We start from the raw sequence: 15,857 nt of genomic DNA, 5'->3' as shown, positions 1-15,857 counted from the left end.
CCGTCAAAGGATCGTAAGGATTGCCCATCCCGGGGTCAGGCGGGCGCACTTTGAAGTCATGACGTTGCTTGACATGCTGCCCTCCATTGGTCGGGCGGCACCCCGACGGCTGGATCCCGCGATCTGGCCCGTCACTACACATTCCGACGACGGGGGCCGACTGTGCGTCGGCGACGTCCCGCTGGTGGATATCGCCGACGAGTTTCACACCCCTACCTATGTCATCGACGAGGCCGACTTCCGTCAGCGCGCCCGCCGGTACCGCAAGGCGCTGCGCGGTGTCGAGGTCGTCTACGCCGGAAAGTCACTGCTGACCACGGCGGTAGCCCAGTGGGCGCGCGAAGAAGGGCTGGGCGTCGACGTCTGCTCCTCCGGTGAGCTGGCCGTCGCCCTGGCCGGCGGCGTCGACCCCTCCCGGATCGTCATGCACGGCAACGCGAAATCGCCTGACGAGCTGCGCGACGCGACACGCGTCGGGGTCGGCCGGATCGTGCTGGATTCCTGCATCGAGACCGCCTACCTCGCGGGCCTGGCGCGACGTCGCCAACCGGTGCTCGTCCGGGTCACCCCCGACATCGACATCCACGGGCACCGCGCGGTGACCACCGGCATCAGCGACCAGAAATTCGGCTTCACCCTCGAAGGCGACCAGGCCGCGGAGGCCGTCAAGCGGGTGCTGGCGCATCCGATCCTGGATCTGGTTGGGCTGCACTGCCATATCGGCTCGCAGGTCACCGACGCCGCGCTGTACGGCGAGGCCATCCACCGGATGATCGCCGCCATGGCCGACATCCGCGCCCAGCACGGCATCATCCTCACCGAGCTGAACATCGGCGGGGGCCACGCGATCCCCTACCGCCCGGGCGACCCCGAATTCGACGTCGACGGGCTGGCCAGGGTCATCGAGGATGCGGTCGACGAGGCTTGTGCCGCCGAGCATTTCCCGCGGCCGACCATCGTCGTCGAACCGGGCCGCGCCATCAGCGGACGCGCCGGTGTGACGCTGTACCGCGTCTGCTCGATCAAGACGCAGCCGGGTGGGCGCACCTTCGTCGCGGTCGACGGCGGCATGAGCGACAACCCGCGGGTGTCGCTGTACGGCGCGCAGTACATGGTCGCGCTGGCCAACCGGCATGCGGTGGGACTCAAACAGCGGGTCACCATCGCGGGCCGGCACTGCGAAGCGGGCGACGAGATCGCCCGTGACGTCGAGCTCCCCACGGATCTGCATCCCGGCGACCTGTTGGCCGTCGCGTGCACGGGCGCCTACCACCACAGCATGGCGTCGAACTACAACATGGTCTGCCGCCCGCCGCTGGTGGCCGTCAAGGACGGCCGGGCCCGCGAGCTGATCCGCCGCGAAACGATCGCCGACCTGTTGGCGCGGGACTGCGGGGTAGGCCAGAGCTGACGCGGCTGTCACATTGGTCGTCGAGCCTAACGGCACTGCGAAGAATCGAGCCAAATATCGCGCTGACGTTAGGCTCGCGGAGCGGGCGGTGCCCCCAGCTCGCGGAGCGGGCGGTGCCCCCAGCTCGCGCAGCGGGCGGTGCCCCCATCTCGCGCAGCGGGCCTACTCGTCCTGCAGCCGCGGATCGGCCTCCAGGTGCGTCAGGCCGTTCCACATCAGGTTGACCAGGTGGGCGGCGACAACTTCCTTCTTCGGCTCGCGGGTATCGAGCCACCACTGCGCGGTCATCGACACCGAGCCCACCAGAGCCTGCGCGTATAGCGGCGCGAGATCGGGATCCAGCCCCCGGCGGGCGAAGTCGCCGGCCAAGATGGAGCTGACCTGGCTGACGGCGTCGTTGAGCAGGCTGGAGTAGGTGCCCGAGCTGATGGCGGCCGGCGAGTCGCGGATCATGATCCGAAAGCCGTCGGTGCGTTCCTCGACGTAGGTGAGCAACGCCAGGGCGACCCGCTCGACGCGCACCCGGGACCGGTTGTTGGTCAGCGACGAGGTGATGCCGTCGAGCAACGCCGACATCTCGCGGTCGACGACCACGGCATACAGCCCCTCCTTGCCGCCGAAATGCTCGTAGACGACGGGTTTGGACACGTTGGCGCGCTGCGCGATCTCTTCGATCGACGCGCCCTCGTAGCCGCGTTCGGCGAACAGCGAGCGGGCGATGCCGATGAGTTGGTGTCGGCGCTCGCTACCGGTCATCCGGGCGCGCGGGGCCCGGACTTCTTTGTCCGGGGCTGCTTTATCCGGGGCTGCCACGCCACTCAGCGTATCGGTTTGAGCAGGTGAAGTTGGGCGACTTTCCCTGGGACAGCCTGCACGGCAGCGCACCGTCTAAAGTCTTCTTGGCGCGGTCGGTGGTCAACCCTGACCCGCCGCGGTACGCAGTCCGTCGTGGTGTAATCGGCAGCACCTCTGATTTTGGTTCAGATAGTTCAGGTTCGAGTCCTGGCGACGGAGCTTTTGGGTTTTGCCACCACTGCTCGCGAAATGACACTCTTGATGGCGTGTCGGGGCTTCTGCCTCCCGCCTGGCGTGGGACAAAGCAAGAGGAGAGTTGATGTCGTTTGGTGGTGACACAGCGGTCCTGGTGTTAGCGGCCGGGCCCGGCACCCGGATGCGGTCCGACACCCCGAAAGTGCTGCACGCCATCGCGGGGCGCAGCATGTTGGCGCATTCGGTGCATGCGACCAGCAAGGTCGCGCCGCAGCATCTGGTCGTGGTCCTCGGCCACGCCCACCAGCAGATCACGCCCGTGGTGGCCGAACTCGCCGACACCCTGGGGCGCCCGATCGAGGTGGCACTGCAGGACCGCCCCCGCGGCACCGGGCACGCGGTGCTGTGCGGCCTGACCGCCCTGCCGGACGACTACGCCGGCGTCGTCGTCATCACCTCGGGCGACACCCCGCTGCTGGACTCCGACACCCTGGCCGATCTGATCGCGGGCCACACCGCCGCATCGGCGGCGGCGACGGTGCTGACCACCACGATCGGTGAGCCGTTCGGCTACGGGCGCATCCTGCGATCCGCCGACAACGACGTGACGGCGATCGTCGAGGAAGCCGATGCGACGCCGGCGCAACGCGAGATTCGCGAAGTCAACGCCGGTGTGTACGCCTTCGACGTCGCCGCGTTGCGCTCGGCGCTGGGCCGGCTGAGTTCCAACAACGCCCAACAGGAGCTCTACCTCACCGACGTCATCGGCATCCTGCGCGGCGACGGCCTGACGGTGCATGCCCGGCACGTCGATGACAGCGCGCTGGTGGCCGGTGTGAACAACCGCGTCCAGCTGGCGCAAGTGGGTGCCGAGCTCAACCGCCGGATCGTCGCCGCCCACCAGATGGCCGGTGTCACCGTCGATGATCCCGCCACCACCTGGATCGACGTGGACGTGGCGATCGGCCGCGACACCGTCATCCACCCGGGCACCCAGTTGCTCGGACGCACGCAGATCGGCGGCCGCTGCGTCATCGGCCCAGACACCACCCTGACCGACGTCAGCGTGGGCGACGGCGCCTCGGTGATCCGGACGCACGCCGAGTCGTCGTCGATCGGCAGTGGGGCCGCGGTGGGCCCGTACACCTACCTGCGGCCCGGCACGGTGCTGGGCGCCGACGGGAAGCTCGGCACGTTCGTCGAGGTCAAGAACTCCACCATCGGCGACGGCACCAAGGTGCCGCATCTGACCTATGTCGGCGATGCCGACATCGGCGAACACAGCAACATCGGCGCGTCCAGCGTGTTCGTCAACTACGACGGCATGACCAAACGCCGCACCACCATCGGCTCGCACGTGCGCACCGGGTCGGACACCATGTTCGTCGCGCCGGTGACCGTCGGCGACGGGGCCTACACCGGCGCAGGCACCGTGCTGCGCGACGACGTTCCACCGGGGGCGTTGGCGGTATCGGCGGGTCCGCAACGCAACATCGAAGACTGGGTGCAGCGCAAGCGGCCGGGCACCCCAGCGGCCCACGCCGCCGAAAAAGCTGCCGAGAAGGCTGCCGAAAAAGCCGCGAAAACGTCTGCCCAGCAGGACCCGGCGGACGCACCGAATCCAGAATCCGAATAGACACCGCGAGTTTGTGGTCTGGCAACCCGGCCATATTTCCGTACCATTCGCTACGTACGATGGGCATTTCCAATGTCGACTCCGACACGGCGAGGGCAACACGGTGAGCCACGACTGGTCCGATAATCGAAAAAACCTGATGCTGTTCTCCGGTCGGGCACACCCAGAGCTAGCCGAACAGGTAGCCAAGGAACTCGACGTCCACGTGACCGCGCAGACCGCGCGCGAGTTCGCCAACGGCGAGATCTTCGTGCGGTTCCACGAATCGGTGCGCGGCTGCGATGCCTTCGTCCTGCAATCGAACCCGGCGCCGGTGAACAACTGGCTGATGGAACAGCTGATCATGATCGATGCGCTGAAGCGGGGCAGCGCCAAGCGGATCACCGCCGTCATGCCGTTCTACCCCTACGCCCGCCAGGACAAGAAGCACCGCGGCCGCGAGCCGATCTCGGCGCGACTGGTCGCCGATCTGCTCAAGACCGCGGGAGCCGACCGGATCGTGACCGTCGACCTGCACACCGACCAGATCCAGGGGTTCTTCGACGGGCCGGTCGACCACATGCGTGGCCAGACCTTGCTGACCACCTACATCAAGGACAACTACCCGGACGGCAACATGGTGGTGGTCTCCCCCGACTCCGGCCGGGTGCGCATCGCCGAGAAGTGGGCCGACTCGCTGGGTGGCGTTCCGCTGGCCTTCATTCACAAGACCCGTGACCCGCGGGTGCCCAACCAGGTGGTTTCCAACCGTGTCGTCGGCGAGGTCGAAGGCCGCACCTGCGTGCTGATCGACGACATGATCGACACCGGCGGCACCATCGCCGGTGCGGTGAAACTGCTGCGCGAAGACGGTGCCACCGATGTGATCGTCGCGGCGACCCACGGTGTGCTGTCTGAGCCGGCCGCCGAACGGCTGGCCGCCAGTGGGGCCCGGGAAGTCATCGTCACCAACACGCTGCCGATCGGCGAGGACAAGCGTTTCCCGCAGCTCACGGTGTTGTCGATCGCGCCGCTGCTGGCCAGCACCATTCGCGCCGTTTTCGAAAATGGCTCAGTCACAGGACTATTCGACGGGGACGCCTAGATGCCCGGTGGTCTCGGCAAGGCTGTCATCTTCCACAACCCGAGGTGCAGCACCTCACGCAAGACGCTAGACCTGTTGCGGGACAACGGCTGTGATCCCGAGGTCGTCCAATATCTCAAGCAGCCGCCGTCGCGCGAGGAGCTGGAAAAGCTGATCCACGACGCCGGGATCGATGTCCGCACCGCGGTGCGCAAGCGCGAGCCGCTCTACGCCGAACTCAACCTTGCCGACGCGGACGACGACGAGTTGCTTGACGCCATGACAGAACACCCAATCCTGATCGAGCGTCCGTTCGTCGTCACGTCGAAGGGCACCCGCTTGGCGCGACCGATCGACGCGGTCCGCGAGATTCTGTGAGACGGCTCGCAGTTGCGGGCGCAATCATCGCGCTGGCTGTGTCCGCGGTCGGCTGCGGGCCGAAATCGCCTGACTACACATCGGTTTGGACGACGAGTTCGGCGACGGCCACTACCACCACAACGACGGACAAGCCCGTCCCGTTGTCGCAGTATCTGGACAGCATCGGCGTCACCGGCCATCAGGTGGCACCGAGTGCGCTGAAGGATCTGACCGTGTCGATTCCGACGCCGGCGGGCTGGTCGTCGTCCACCAATCCGAACATCACGCCGGAGACGGTGATGATCTCCAAGGGCGGTAAGTATCCGACGGCCAGGCTCGTCGTCTTCGAGCTGCATGGCCCCTTCGACCCCGCACAGGTCATCAAGCACGGCAATGACGATGCCCAACTGTTCGAGAACTTCCATCAGCTGGACGCATCGGCCGCCCCCTTCAACGGTTTCCCGTCGTCGATGACCCAGGGCAGCTACGACCCCAACGGCCCCCGACTGCACAGCTGGAATCGGATCGTCACCCCCACGGGTAAGCCGCCCGCCGATCAGCGCTACCTGGTTCAGTTGACCATCACCAGCCTGGCCGATCAGGCGGTCACACAGTCGACGGATATCGAGGGGATCATCCGTGGATTCGTCGTCGCCGCAAAGTAACTAGAGGACACTGAGGGTCATGACTGACTGGACCGCCGCTGATCTCCCTTCGTTCGCCGGGCGCACCGTGATCATCACCGGCGCCAATAGTGGGCTGGGCGCGGTGACGGCCCGCGAGTTGGCACGAACGGGCGCCACGGTCATCTTGGCCGTCCGCACCCCGAGTAAGGGAGAGGCCGCGGCTCAACAGATGACCGGGGACGTCGAGGTGCGTCAACTGGATCTGCAGGATTTGTCGTCGGTGCGCCGCTTCGCCGACGGGGTCGACAAGCTCGACGTCTTGATCAATAACGCCGGCATCATGGCAACCCCCTACACCCTCACGGTCGATGGCTTCGAGAGCCAGATCGGCACCAACCATCTCGGCCACTTCGCACTGACCAACCTGTTACTCCCGAAGGTCGGCGACCGGGTGGTGACGGTGTCGTCGATGCTGCACTACGCGGGACGCATCAACCTCGACGACCTGAACTGGAAGTCCCGGCGATATTCGGCATGGCTTGCCTACGGCCAGTCGAAGCTCGCCAACCTGCTTTTCACCAGCGAGCTGCAGCGCCGCCTGGAGGCGGTCGGGTCGCCGTTGCGCTCGCTGGCGGCCCATCCCGGCTACTCGCAGACCAACCTGCAGGGGGCCTCCGGTCGCAAACTGGGTGATGCGGTGATGTCGGCCGCCACCCGGATAGTTGCCACCGACGCCGCCTTTGGCGCCCGGCAAACGCTGTACGCGGCGTCGCAGGACCTGCCGGGCAACACGTTCATCGGCCCCCGGTTCGGCCAGTTCGGCCGCTCCCAGCCCGTCGGGCGCAGCCGCGCGGCGCGGGACACGGCGACCGCCACCGCGCTCTGGGACCTGTCTGAGCAGCTCACGGGCACCAAATTTCCGCTTTGAGCGCCGCTGGCGCTCGCGGGCCGATGGCCTTTTGTCCGCCTCCGAGCGACAACTCAGTCACCTCCGCGCGACAGCTGCGTCACACCCCGCGGCGCATCGCAGAGTTGTCGCTCGGAGGTGGGCAACTCGGGTGCCTCCTCAGCCTTCGACCCGACTGGCGGATGTGACGGCCACCAGCAGCTCGATCAGCAATTTCCGCTCTGAGGTGCACATGCGCTAACCTTGCCGGGCGTCACGGCGAGGGTTGCCGGCGGTTCAGCCGGCACCGTTATCGACGGAGACCGACTCAACTGTCGTGATCCTGGCCGTGCCAAGAACTTAGGTACCGAGCACACAGGAGCGACACAATGGCCAAATCGGCAGTCAACAAATTGAAGGCCGTGGTACGAACCGAGACCGGCAAGGGCGCGTCCCGGCGGGCCCGGCGCGAGGGCAAGATCCCCGCTGTCATCTACGGTCACGGCGCCGACCCCCAGCACCTGGAATTGCCCGGACGCGATTTCGCAGCAGTGCTGCGCCACTCCGGCACCAACGCCGTGCTGACCCTCGATATCGACGGCAAAGAGCAGCTGGCGCTGACCAAGGCGCTCGACATCCACCCGATCCGCCGCTCCATTCAACACGCCGACCTGCTGGTCGTGCGTCGCGGCGAGAAGGTCGTCGTCGAGGTCAACGTCATCATCGAGGGTGAGGCCGGCCCTGACACCCTGGTCACCCAGGACACCCAGACGATCGAGATCGAGGTCGACGCAATGTCGATCCCCGAGCAACTGACCGTGTCGGTCGAGGGCGCCGCGCCGGGCACCCAGTTCGCCGCCGGACAGATCACGCTGCCCGCCGGCGTCAACCTGATCTCCGACCCCGAATTGCTGGTCGTCAACGTGGTGAACGCCCCGACCGCAGAAGACCTCGAAGAAGAGGGCTCCGGCGAGACCGCCGCGGCACCGGAAGCCGACGAGGGCGGCGACGCGGGCGGCGACGAGGCCGCTTCCGACGAGTCCGAGTAGGCGGCTCACGAGGTGGCCGAGCCCCTACTGGTGGTCGGCCTAGGCAATCCCGGAGACAACTACGCTCGCACCCGGCACAACGTCGGGTTCATGGTCGCCGACCTGCTTGCCGGGAGGCTGGGCTCGAAGTTCAAGGCGCACAAGCGCTCTGGTGCCGAGATCGCCAGCGGCCGATTGGCGGGACACTCGGTGGTGCTGGCAAAGCCACGCTGCTACATGAACGAGTCCGGTCGCCAGATCGGCCCGCTGGCCAAGTTTTACTCCGTCGTGCCCGCCGACGTCATCGTCATCCACGACGACCTCGACCTCGAATTCGGACGCATCCGGCTCAAGATCGGCGGCGGAGAAGGTGGCCACAACGGACTGCGCTCGGTGGCTTCCGCATTGGGCACCAAGGACTTTCAGCGGGTACGCATCGGGATCGGCCGTCCGCCCGGACGCAAAGACCCCGCGGCGTTCGTGTTGGAGAACTTCACGGCGACCGAGCGCGCGGAGGTTCCCACCATCTGCGAGCAGGCCGCCGACGCCACCGAGTTGCTCATCGAACTGGGCTTGGAGCCCGCGCAGAACCGCGTGCACGCCTGGTAGGACTGCCTACCAAAATCATTCCCTCACAACGTCATTGGTGCCCTGCCGATAGGCCGACGGTGTCTGGCCGCAGAACTGGGCGAAGGCGCGAGTGAACGCGCTCAGGCTGTCGAAGCCGACCGCCGTCGCAGTCTGCTGCACCGACTGGCCGGGCGCCGCAAGCAAAGCCATAGCGCGCAGCATCCGCGCGTGCAAAAGGTATGTGCGCCAAGGCATGCCGATCGCCTCGTCGAACTTGCGCCGCAACGTGCGCTCCGACACGGCGACCGCGCGGCTGACGTCGACGGCAGTCACCGACGCCAGGTGCGCCTTGGTATAGCTCATCGCGGCGGCCACGATCGGATTGGTCGAGGTCGGCAAGCTCAGCGGCGCTTCATGTTCCAGCGCCTCGAAGACCAGATGACCGAGGGTGTGGAAGAAGCCATCGGAAACCGGATCGCTGTCGGCACGGTCAATCGGCCAGCGCAGCGCGTAGATCATCATCTGACGGATCAGCGGCGAGACGGCCACAATCCGCATCCGCTTGTCGACCGGCGGCAGCAGCTCGGGATCGAACATCACCGCCACGCTGCGGACATCGGGGTTCATGGTGGCCTGGTGTTCCAGTCCGACCGGGATCCAGGCGGCCTGCTGTGGCGGCAACAAGTAATGGGCGGCCGCGGTCTCGACCTCGACCACGCCCCCGATCGCGTACTGAATTTGGTGCAGATCGTGCGAGTGCCAGCCAGTAACAAGCGGCGGCAGCCGATTCCCCTCGTAGAGGTAGCTGCCGCCACGGGCCCGTCCACCATGGCGCAGTTCGACCCGGCCTATCTTTTCGCGATTGGCCGATCCGGATAAAACCTTGGCCGAAGATGCGGAGACGGTCACGAGAGTCCAGGGTACAAGTGGAGTGGTGAATACCGACGACTTGATCCTGGTGAGCATCGACGACCACGTCGTGGAGCCGCCGGACATGTTTCTGCGCCACGTTCCGAGCAAATACAAGGACGAGGCGCCCATCGTCGTCACCGACGACAAGGGCGTCGACCAGTGGATGTACCAGGGCAGGCCCCAGGGCGTGAGCGGGCTGAACGCGGTGGTCTCCTGGCCGGCCGAGGAGTGGGGCCGCGACCCCGCCGGCTTCGCCGAGATGCGCCCCGGCGTCTACGACGTCCACGAACGCGTGCGCGACATGAACCGCAACGGCATCCTCGCGTCGATGTGCTTCCCGACCTTCACCGGCTTCTCGGCCCGCCACCTCAACATGACGCGCGAAGACGTCACGCTGGTGATGGTGTCGGCCTACAACGACTGGCACATCGACGAATGGGCCGGGTCGTACCCGGACCGATTCATCCCGATCGCCATCCTGCCGACATGGACTCCGGAGGGGATGTGCGCCGAGATCCGCCGCGTCGCCGCGAAGGGCTGCCGGGCCGTCACCATGCCCGAGCTGCCGCACCTCGAAGGACTGCCGAGCTACCACGACGACGACTACTGGGGCCCGGTCTTCCGCACGCTGTCCGAGGAGAACGTGGTGATGTGTCTGCACATCGGCACCGGCTTCGGCGCGATCAGCATGGCGCCCAACGCGCCGATCGACAACATGATCATCCTGGCCACCCAGGTCTCGGCGATGTGCGCCCAGGACCTGTTGTGGGGTCCGGCGATGCGGAACTACCCCGACCTGAAGTTCGCGTTCTCCGAGGGCGGCATCGGCTGGATCCCGTTCTATCTCGACCGCAGCGACCGGCACTACACCAACCAGAAGTGGCTGCGTCGCGACTTCGGCGACAAGCTGCCCAGCGACGTGTTCCGCGAGCACTCCCTGGCCTGCTACGTCACCGACAAGACATCGCTGAAGCTGCGCCACGAGATCGGCATCGACATCATCGCCTGGGAATGCGACTACCCACACTCCGACTGTTTCTGGCCGGACGCGCCCGAGCAGGTGCTGGCCGAGCTGGACGCCGCAGGCGCCGACGACAGCGACATCAACAAGATCACCTGGCGCAACGCCTGCAACTTCTTCAGCTGGGATCCGTTCGCCCGCACACCGCGCGAGCAGGCCAGCGTGAAGGCGCTACGAGCCAAGGGCGCCGACGTCGACGTGTCGATCCGCCCGCGCAAGGAGTGGGCGCGCCGCTACGCGCAGAAGCAGCTGGCGGCTACGTAACGAGGGTGACGGAGTTCGCCCGGCGCAGCTTGCCCGACGGCGTCTTCGGGATGGTCCCGGGGCCAAGCACCACCACATTGCGTGGGCGCATGTCTACTTCGCTGACGACCTCGTGCGCCACCTCGTGCTCGATGCGGCGCACCTCGGCGGGATCTTCGAAGGCGTTCGACTCGACCGCGACGGCGAAGGTCTCGCGCGAGTGTCCGGCATCGAGCCGCACGGCGACGGCGCAGCCCGGGCGGACACCCTTGACGCGGCCGGCGGCCCGCTCGATGTCGGTCGGGTAGATGTTGCGGCCGGCCATGATGATGACGTCCTTGACCCGGCCGCACACCACGACGTGGCCCTCCTCGGTGAGGTAGCCGAGGTCACCGGTGTCGTACCAGCCGTGCTCGTCCTGGGCCGGCATGAAGCCGCCCATGGTCAGGTAGCCAGGCGTCAGCGACTCGCCGCGCAGCTCGATGACACCGACCCCGCGCGCGGCCATCACCTCGCCGTTCTCGTCGATGATGCGGGCCTCGAGGTCCTTGAGCAGCGGCCCGAGCGTGGCCAGCCTGCGGGTGTTGCCCTTGGTGGCCGGCACGGCCCGGCGCAGGGCGGCCAGCAGGTCGGCGTCGACCTCGTCGACGACCAGACCGGCGCCGCACTCGGAGAACGACACGGCCAGCGTGGTTTCCGCCATGCCGTAGGCCGGCAGGATCGCCGCGGGCTGCAGACCGAACGGCTTGCCCGCATCCAGCAGGTCCTCGACATCGGCGGGCTCGACGGGCTCGGCGCCCGACAGCGCGAAGCGCAGGGTGGACAGGTCGAAGTCACCCGGCTTGGCCTGGCGCCGCAGCCGCTTGGCCAGCAGCGCATAGGCGAAGTTGGGCGCCGCGGTCATGGTGCCCTTGTACTTGTCGATGAGCTTGGCCCACAGCAGCGTGTCGCGCAGGAAGTCCATCGGCGTGACCTTGACCAGCTCCGCGCCGAAATACATCGGGATGGTCAGGAAGCCGACCATGCCCATGTCGTGGAAGCAGGGCAGCCAGCTGATCATGACGTCTTTGGCGATGTCGTACTCGGCGCCGATGAACATCGCCTCGGCGTTGGAGTGGATGTTGCGGTGGGTGATCTGGACGGCCTTCGGCGAGCCGGTCGAACCGGACGTCAGCTGCATCAGCGCCAGGTCGTCCTCGCCGACCTCGACGGGGTCGATCGGATCCGACGCCAGCAGGTCGGCAACGGTCAGGACCTTGATGTTCTTTTCCTCGAGGACCGGGATGGCCACCAGGAAGGGCTCGGACACGATCACGGCCTTGGCCTCGATCATGCTGATGACGGTCATGGTGTCCTCGGCCCACACGACCAGGTCGGTGCGCGGCGTGGGCTGGTGCAGCATGGTCAGGCTGGCGCCGCGCATCCACAGGCCCTGCGCGGTCGGGGCGATCTCCACCGGGAAGCCGGCCAGCACACCGACGGCGTCGCCGAGGCCGATGCCCGCGGCGGCCAGGCCGCCGGCGATGCGGCGGGCGCGCTCGTGAACTTCGCCCCAGGTGTGCCGGACGGGTTCGTGGGGTTCACCTGTCACCATGCCCGTCGTCGCCGTACGGGCGTTATGGAACATCTTGTCGGTAAACCTGCTCACCAAACCCTCCTCGGTTCCGGCAGTTCCCCCAAGGCTCGGAATTTCATAGTCCGCCTGCCCGGCGATGCTGTGTAGCAGGCGCGCGAGCACAGTTGGGGAGCGGTTAGGTCTCGAAACGGCGATTGGTGAGCAACCGGGTGTCCATGGACCAGCCGTCCGCCGAAGCATCCGGCGGACGACGTCATCGCGTGCTGCTGCTCAACACTGCTATTCACCGCCGATTATCTTAAGCTCCTCTTAAGTAACCGCCAAACTCCCGGGCGTGTTGAGTCCGACGTCACACTTCGGTCATCGGCGTAGGCACCACGCGGGCACCCGGCACTGGACCGCTGGCGACCCGGACCGTGCGGCAGACACCCGCCCCGGACAGTTGGGTGCCGACATCGACCGCCGCGACCGCCGAGGCGCACAGGAAGGCACACGTCGGGCCGGAGCCGGACACGATGCCCGCCAGCGCACCCGCATCCACACCCGCGCGCAGAGCCCGCCGCAGGGCCGGGTCCAGGCTCACCGCGGCCGCCTGCAATTCGTTGCCCAGCAGCGGCGCCAACCGCTCCGGATCGCCCGCGGCCAGGGCTGCCAGCACCGGCCCCGGCTCGTCAAGCCGCGGCGGATCCACGGCCTCCCTGAGCCGGTCGAGCTCCGCGAACACCGCACGCGTCAGCAGACCGCCGTCGGCGAACGCCAACACCCAGTGAAAGGTGTTGCGAGACAACACAGTTGCGAGTTCCTCGCCGCGCCCGGTCCCAAGCGCGGTACCGCCGTGCAGGGCAAACGGCACGTCGCTGCCCAGCTGCGCGGCGAGCAGCCGCAGATCGCGGCGCGGCAGGTTCAGATCCCACAGCGCATTCATGGCGACCAGCACCGCCGCCGCGTCCGCGCTGCCGCCCGCCATTCCGCCGGCCACCGGAATCGACTTGTCGATCATGATCGAGACATCAGGCGCGCGGCCGACATGCTCGGCCATCAACTCGGCGGCTTGCCAGGCGAGATTGCGCTCGTCGGTGGGCAGGGTGTTGGCGCCCTCGCCGACCAGCTCGAGCGACAGCACGTCGGCGTTGCGCACCGTGACCTCGTCCAGCAGCGAGACGGCGTGAAACACCGTCGTCAGCTCGTGATAGCCGTCGTCGCGACGATCACCGACCGCCAGGTGCAGGTTGACCTTTCCTGGCACCCGAACCGTGACCGACCCGGTGGGCACCCACTGCGCGGCGGTGTTGCCGTCAGATGCGGACACCGCAGAAGACTATCGCTGCACGCCGCCAACGACACAGAGCGACGCCCGGCGGCGCCGGGTCAGTTGGCAGACGCCGCCGTGGCGCTGTGTCCCGCGGCGCTGTCGCCGGAATCCGCGGAGCGTTGCAACAGCCGGACGAAATCGTCGACGGACAGCGTCTCACCACGGCGCGCGGGATCGATGCTGGCGGCCAGCAGTCGACTCGCCGACTCGTTGCCCGAACCCGCCCACTGTAGGAATGCATTGCGAGATGTCTTGCGGCGCTGGGCAAATGCGATGTCGATCAGTTCGAACACCTGTCGGCGGAATGCTTCGTCGGTGGGCCAGGGCGACGTCTCATACCGGTCGATGCGGACCAGGCCGGAGTACACGCGGGGAATCGGCCAGAACACCGTCGGCGACACCATGCCGCATCGGCGCACCCGGCCGAAGAACCGCGCCTTGACGCTCGGCACGCCGTACTCCTTGCCGCCCGGCTCGGCGGCGAGCCGCTCGGCGACCTCGGCCTGCACCATCACCGTCATGGCCTGGGTGGACGGGAATTCCGCCAGCAGATGCAACAGCGCCGGAACGGCGATGTTGTAGGGCAGATTGGCCACCACCGCGGTCGGCTCCGAAGGCCCCGAGGCAAGGTCGCCCCGGGTCAGGGTCAACACGTCGTGGTTGCACACCGTCAGCCGGTGGATGGCGCTGTGGGCGTGCTCGGCGATGGTCTGGGGCAGCCGGGCGGCCAGCACCGGGTCGATTTCGACGGCGGTGACGGTGGCGCCGCGATCGAGCAACGCCAGCGTCAGCGAACCGAGGCCGGGACCGACCTCCAGGACATGATCAGACCGGCCGACCCCGGAGGTCGAGACGACCCGTCGAACCGTGTTCGCGTCGTGAACGAAGTTCTGGCCCAGCGATTTTCGGGGCCGCAATTCGAGTTCTTTGGCCAGCCGCCTGATCTCGGTGCGCCCGAGCAGCTGGATGGTCAGCGTGCACCAGCTCTTCCGCTGCACACTGGCCACGCGCCCCAACCCTGACGCTCCCGGGTCACCTCGGCGACGGTGATCTGCTCCTCACGGCTGGCCAGGTCGGCACGGGAGGCGAACCGCAGCCCGCCATTGCGCTCCCAGGTGCCCTGATCGAATTGCACACCGCCGTAGTAGCCGTTGCCGGTGTTGATCGCCCAGTTGCCACCGGCCTCGCAGCCCGCGATGGCATCCCAGATCGATCCGTCGTTCACCGGCGGCACCTCGGTGCCTGGCTTGGTGCCGACTCGCACCACGGATTCGCGGGCCGGGGTGATCACCACGTTGGCGACGGGCAGACGTCCGGTCTCGACACCGTTGACGATGGCTACCGCGTAGGTCACGTCCTGCGTGCCCGGGCTACCCGGGTCCTCGACGACCTGCCGGCTCATGTTCATGTCCGGGTCCTCGACCCGACGCGCGTTCGGCGTCAGCGGGACTCGCTCGGTGACCCGCTCGATGCGGTTGCGCGTCACCTGGATTTCCATGCCGTCGACGATCGGCGAGCTGGCGCTGGGCGCGACCGTGTCGCTCTCCTGCAGCGGTGCGCCTGCGGCGCTCAACAGCCCGGCGACGTTCGGCGCGGGCAGGTGCACCGTGCGGACTACGCCGCCGTCGTTGATCTGGACGGTCTTGGCGCTGACGACAGGCAGCGCCATTCCGGCCAGTGGAACGCGACTGCCACGCGAGGCGGCTGCGGGGGCGGTGTCGGTCATCGCGAGCTGGGCGAGCGCTTCGTCCACCGTGGACGCCGTCGTCCATACCTGCTTGGTGTCGTGGCCGTCCAGCGAGATCTGCAGCGGCCGGCTGCGGCGCAGCACGATCTTGTCGGCGTCGTGCACCTGTACGTCACCGGCGGGGTACAGGTCGTCGCGCCCGTCGATGACGTAGCCGTTCTCCTGCACGATGTCGATCACTCGCGACTTCATCGTGGTCACCCGCATCGCGATGCCGTCGACGGTCAACGTGACCGTCTTGGATACCGAGACAGCGAAGCCGCCGGCGAATGTGAGTACTAAAAGCAGGCCTCCGACTACGAGGCGCAACATCGGTGAGGGGGTCTGATGAAGCTTCGCCAGTACAGTCAATTCCCGTTTACTCCGACCTCAGCAACCACTTCACCGACCTATCCAGCAGCAACGAACAAAAGGCTAGGAAGCCCAACGATTCGATCACAAGACGGTAACGAACCGGCCAATGTTGAGCAACTCCG

General features: G+C 67.1%; 15 protein-coding genes and 1 tRNA gene. 10 read left to right on the top strand and 6 right to left on the bottom strand.

Annotated elements, in window-relative coordinates; genetic code table 11:
- The first annotated feature begins 58 nt into the window (after positions 1 to 58).
- Complete coding sequence (gene lysA, locus MNAB215_RS16675; RefSeq protein ID WP_077079818.1) at positions 59 to 1,411, top strand: diaminopimelate decarboxylase; 1,353 nt, start codon at positions 59 to 61, stop codon at positions 1,409 to 1,411.
- Between the two features lie 162 nt (positions 1,412 to 1,573).
- On the opposite strand, the gene MNAB215_RS16670 is transcribed toward lysA, so the two are convergent.
- Positions 1,574 to 2,167, bottom strand: coding sequence for a TetR/AcrR family transcriptional regulator (locus MNAB215_RS16670; protein WP_108637640.1), 594 nt, complete (start codon positions 2,165 to 2,167; stop codon positions 1,574 to 1,576).
- Positions 2,168 to 2,353: 186 nt separating this feature from the next.
- Between MNAB215_RS16670 and MNAB215_RS16665 the strand changes: the two genes are divergently transcribed.
- From MNAB215_RS16665 to pth, 8 genes are all read left to right on the top strand, one after another.
- A tRNA-Gln gene (locus tag MNAB215_RS16665) sits at positions 2,354 to 2,425 on the top strand.
- 100 nt (positions 2,426 to 2,525) lie between these two features.
- On the top strand, positions 2,526 to 4,037 hold the full coding sequence (glmU, locus tag MNAB215_RS16660; protein WP_077079816.1) for a bifunctional UDP-N-acetylglucosamine diphosphorylase/glucosamine-1-phosphate N-acetyltransferase GlmU: 1,512 nt from the start codon (positions 2,526 to 2,528) through the stop codon (positions 4,035 to 4,037).
- A gap of 103 nt (positions 4,038 to 4,140) precedes the next feature.
- Positions 4,141 to 5,121: a ribose-phosphate diphosphokinase gene (locus tag MNAB215_RS16655; RefSeq protein ID WP_077079815.1), complete on the top strand. Its 981-nt coding sequence runs from the start codon at positions 4,141 to 4,143 to the stop codon at positions 5,119 to 5,121.
- Positions 5,122 to 5,478 carry an arsenate reductase (glutaredoxin) gene (gene arsC, locus MNAB215_RS16650; protein WP_077079814.1) on the top strand — a complete coding sequence of 119 codons (357 nt, stop codon included), beginning with the start codon at positions 5,122 to 5,124 and terminating at the stop codon, positions 5,476 to 5,478. It abuts the gene before it with no gap.
- Positions 5,475 to 6,125, top strand: coding sequence for an LpqN/LpqT family lipoprotein (locus tag MNAB215_RS16645; protein ID WP_077079813.1), 651 nt, complete (start codon positions 5,475 to 5,477; stop codon positions 6,123 to 6,125). Before arsC ends, MNAB215_RS16645 begins: the two co-directional genes overlap by 4 nt.
- Before the next feature lie 19 nt (positions 6,126 to 6,144).
- Positions 6,145 to 7,014: an oxidoreductase gene (locus MNAB215_RS16640; protein WP_077079812.1), complete on the top strand. Its 870-nt coding sequence runs from the start codon at positions 6,145 to 6,147 to the stop codon at positions 7,012 to 7,014.
- A 347-nt stretch (positions 7,015 to 7,361) separates the two neighbouring features.
- A complete protein-coding gene (locus MNAB215_RS16635; RefSeq protein ID WP_077079811.1) occupies positions 7,362 to 8,021 on the top strand; it encodes a 50S ribosomal protein L25/general stress protein Ctc in 660 nt (219 codons plus the stop codon).
- Between the two features lie 12 nt (positions 8,022 to 8,033).
- Positions 8,034 to 8,609, top strand: a complete 576-nt coding sequence (gene pth / locus MNAB215_RS16630) for an aminoacyl-tRNA hydrolase (RefSeq protein ID WP_077079810.1) — start codon at positions 8,034 to 8,036, stop codon at positions 8,607 to 8,609.
- 15 nt (positions 8,610 to 8,624) lie between these two features.
- On the opposite strand, the gene MNAB215_RS16625 is transcribed toward pth, so the two are convergent.
- On the bottom strand, positions 8,625 to 9,479 hold the full coding sequence (locus MNAB215_RS16625; RefSeq protein ID WP_077079809.1) for an AraC family transcriptional regulator: 855 nt from the start codon (positions 9,477 to 9,479) through the stop codon (positions 8,625 to 8,627).
- 25 nt (positions 9,480 to 9,504) lie between these two features.
- Between MNAB215_RS16625 and MNAB215_RS16620 the strand changes: the two genes are divergently transcribed.
- Positions 9,505 to 10,767 carry an amidohydrolase family protein gene (locus MNAB215_RS16620; RefSeq protein ID WP_077082079.1) on the top strand — a complete coding sequence of 421 codons (1,263 nt, stop codon included), beginning with the start codon at positions 9,505 to 9,507 and terminating at the stop codon, positions 10,765 to 10,767.
- On the opposite strand, the gene MNAB215_RS16615 is transcribed toward MNAB215_RS16620, so the two are convergent.
- The 4 genes from MNAB215_RS16615 to MNAB215_RS16600 all read right to left on the bottom strand — a co-directional run bounded on the left by MNAB215_RS16615 (position 10,760) and on the right by MNAB215_RS16600 (position 15,732).
- Positions 10,760 to 12,394, bottom strand: coding sequence for a fatty acyl-AMP ligase (locus MNAB215_RS16615; RefSeq protein ID WP_077082078.1), 1,635 nt, complete (start codon positions 12,392 to 12,394; stop codon positions 10,760 to 10,762). The two genes, MNAB215_RS16620 and MNAB215_RS16615, sit on opposite strands and share 8 nt — an antisense overlap.
- Before the next feature lie 277 nt (positions 12,395 to 12,671).
- Positions 12,672 to 13,631 carry a 4-(cytidine 5'-diphospho)-2-C-methyl-D-erythritol kinase gene (locus tag MNAB215_RS16610; protein ID WP_077079808.1) on the bottom strand — a complete coding sequence of 320 codons (960 nt, stop codon included), beginning with the start codon at positions 13,629 to 13,631 and terminating at the stop codon, positions 12,672 to 12,674.
- Positions 13,632 to 13,690: 59 nt separating this feature from the next.
- Positions 13,691 to 14,632, bottom strand: coding sequence for a 16S rRNA (adenine(1518)-N(6)/adenine(1519)-N(6))-dimethyltransferase RsmA (rsmA, locus tag MNAB215_RS16605; RefSeq protein WP_108637777.1), 942 nt, complete (start codon positions 14,630 to 14,632; stop codon positions 13,691 to 13,693).
- Positions 14,605 to 15,732, bottom strand: coding sequence for a resuscitation-promoting factor (locus MNAB215_RS16600; protein ID WP_217348934.1), 1,128 nt, complete (start codon positions 15,730 to 15,732; stop codon positions 14,605 to 14,607). The genes rsmA and MNAB215_RS16600 overlap by 28 nt, the downstream gene beginning before the upstream one ends.
- Positions 15,733 to 15,857: the final 125 nt, after the last annotated feature.

The sequence above is a fragment of the Mycobacterium numidiamassiliense genome (genome assembly GCF_900157365.1).
GTDB lineage: Bacteria > Actinomycetota > Actinomycetes > Mycobacteriales > Mycobacteriaceae > Mycobacterium > Mycobacterium numidiamassiliense.
The sequence above is the reverse complement of the archived record's forward strand: the minus strand, read 5'-3'. Positions and strand labels throughout refer to the sequence as shown.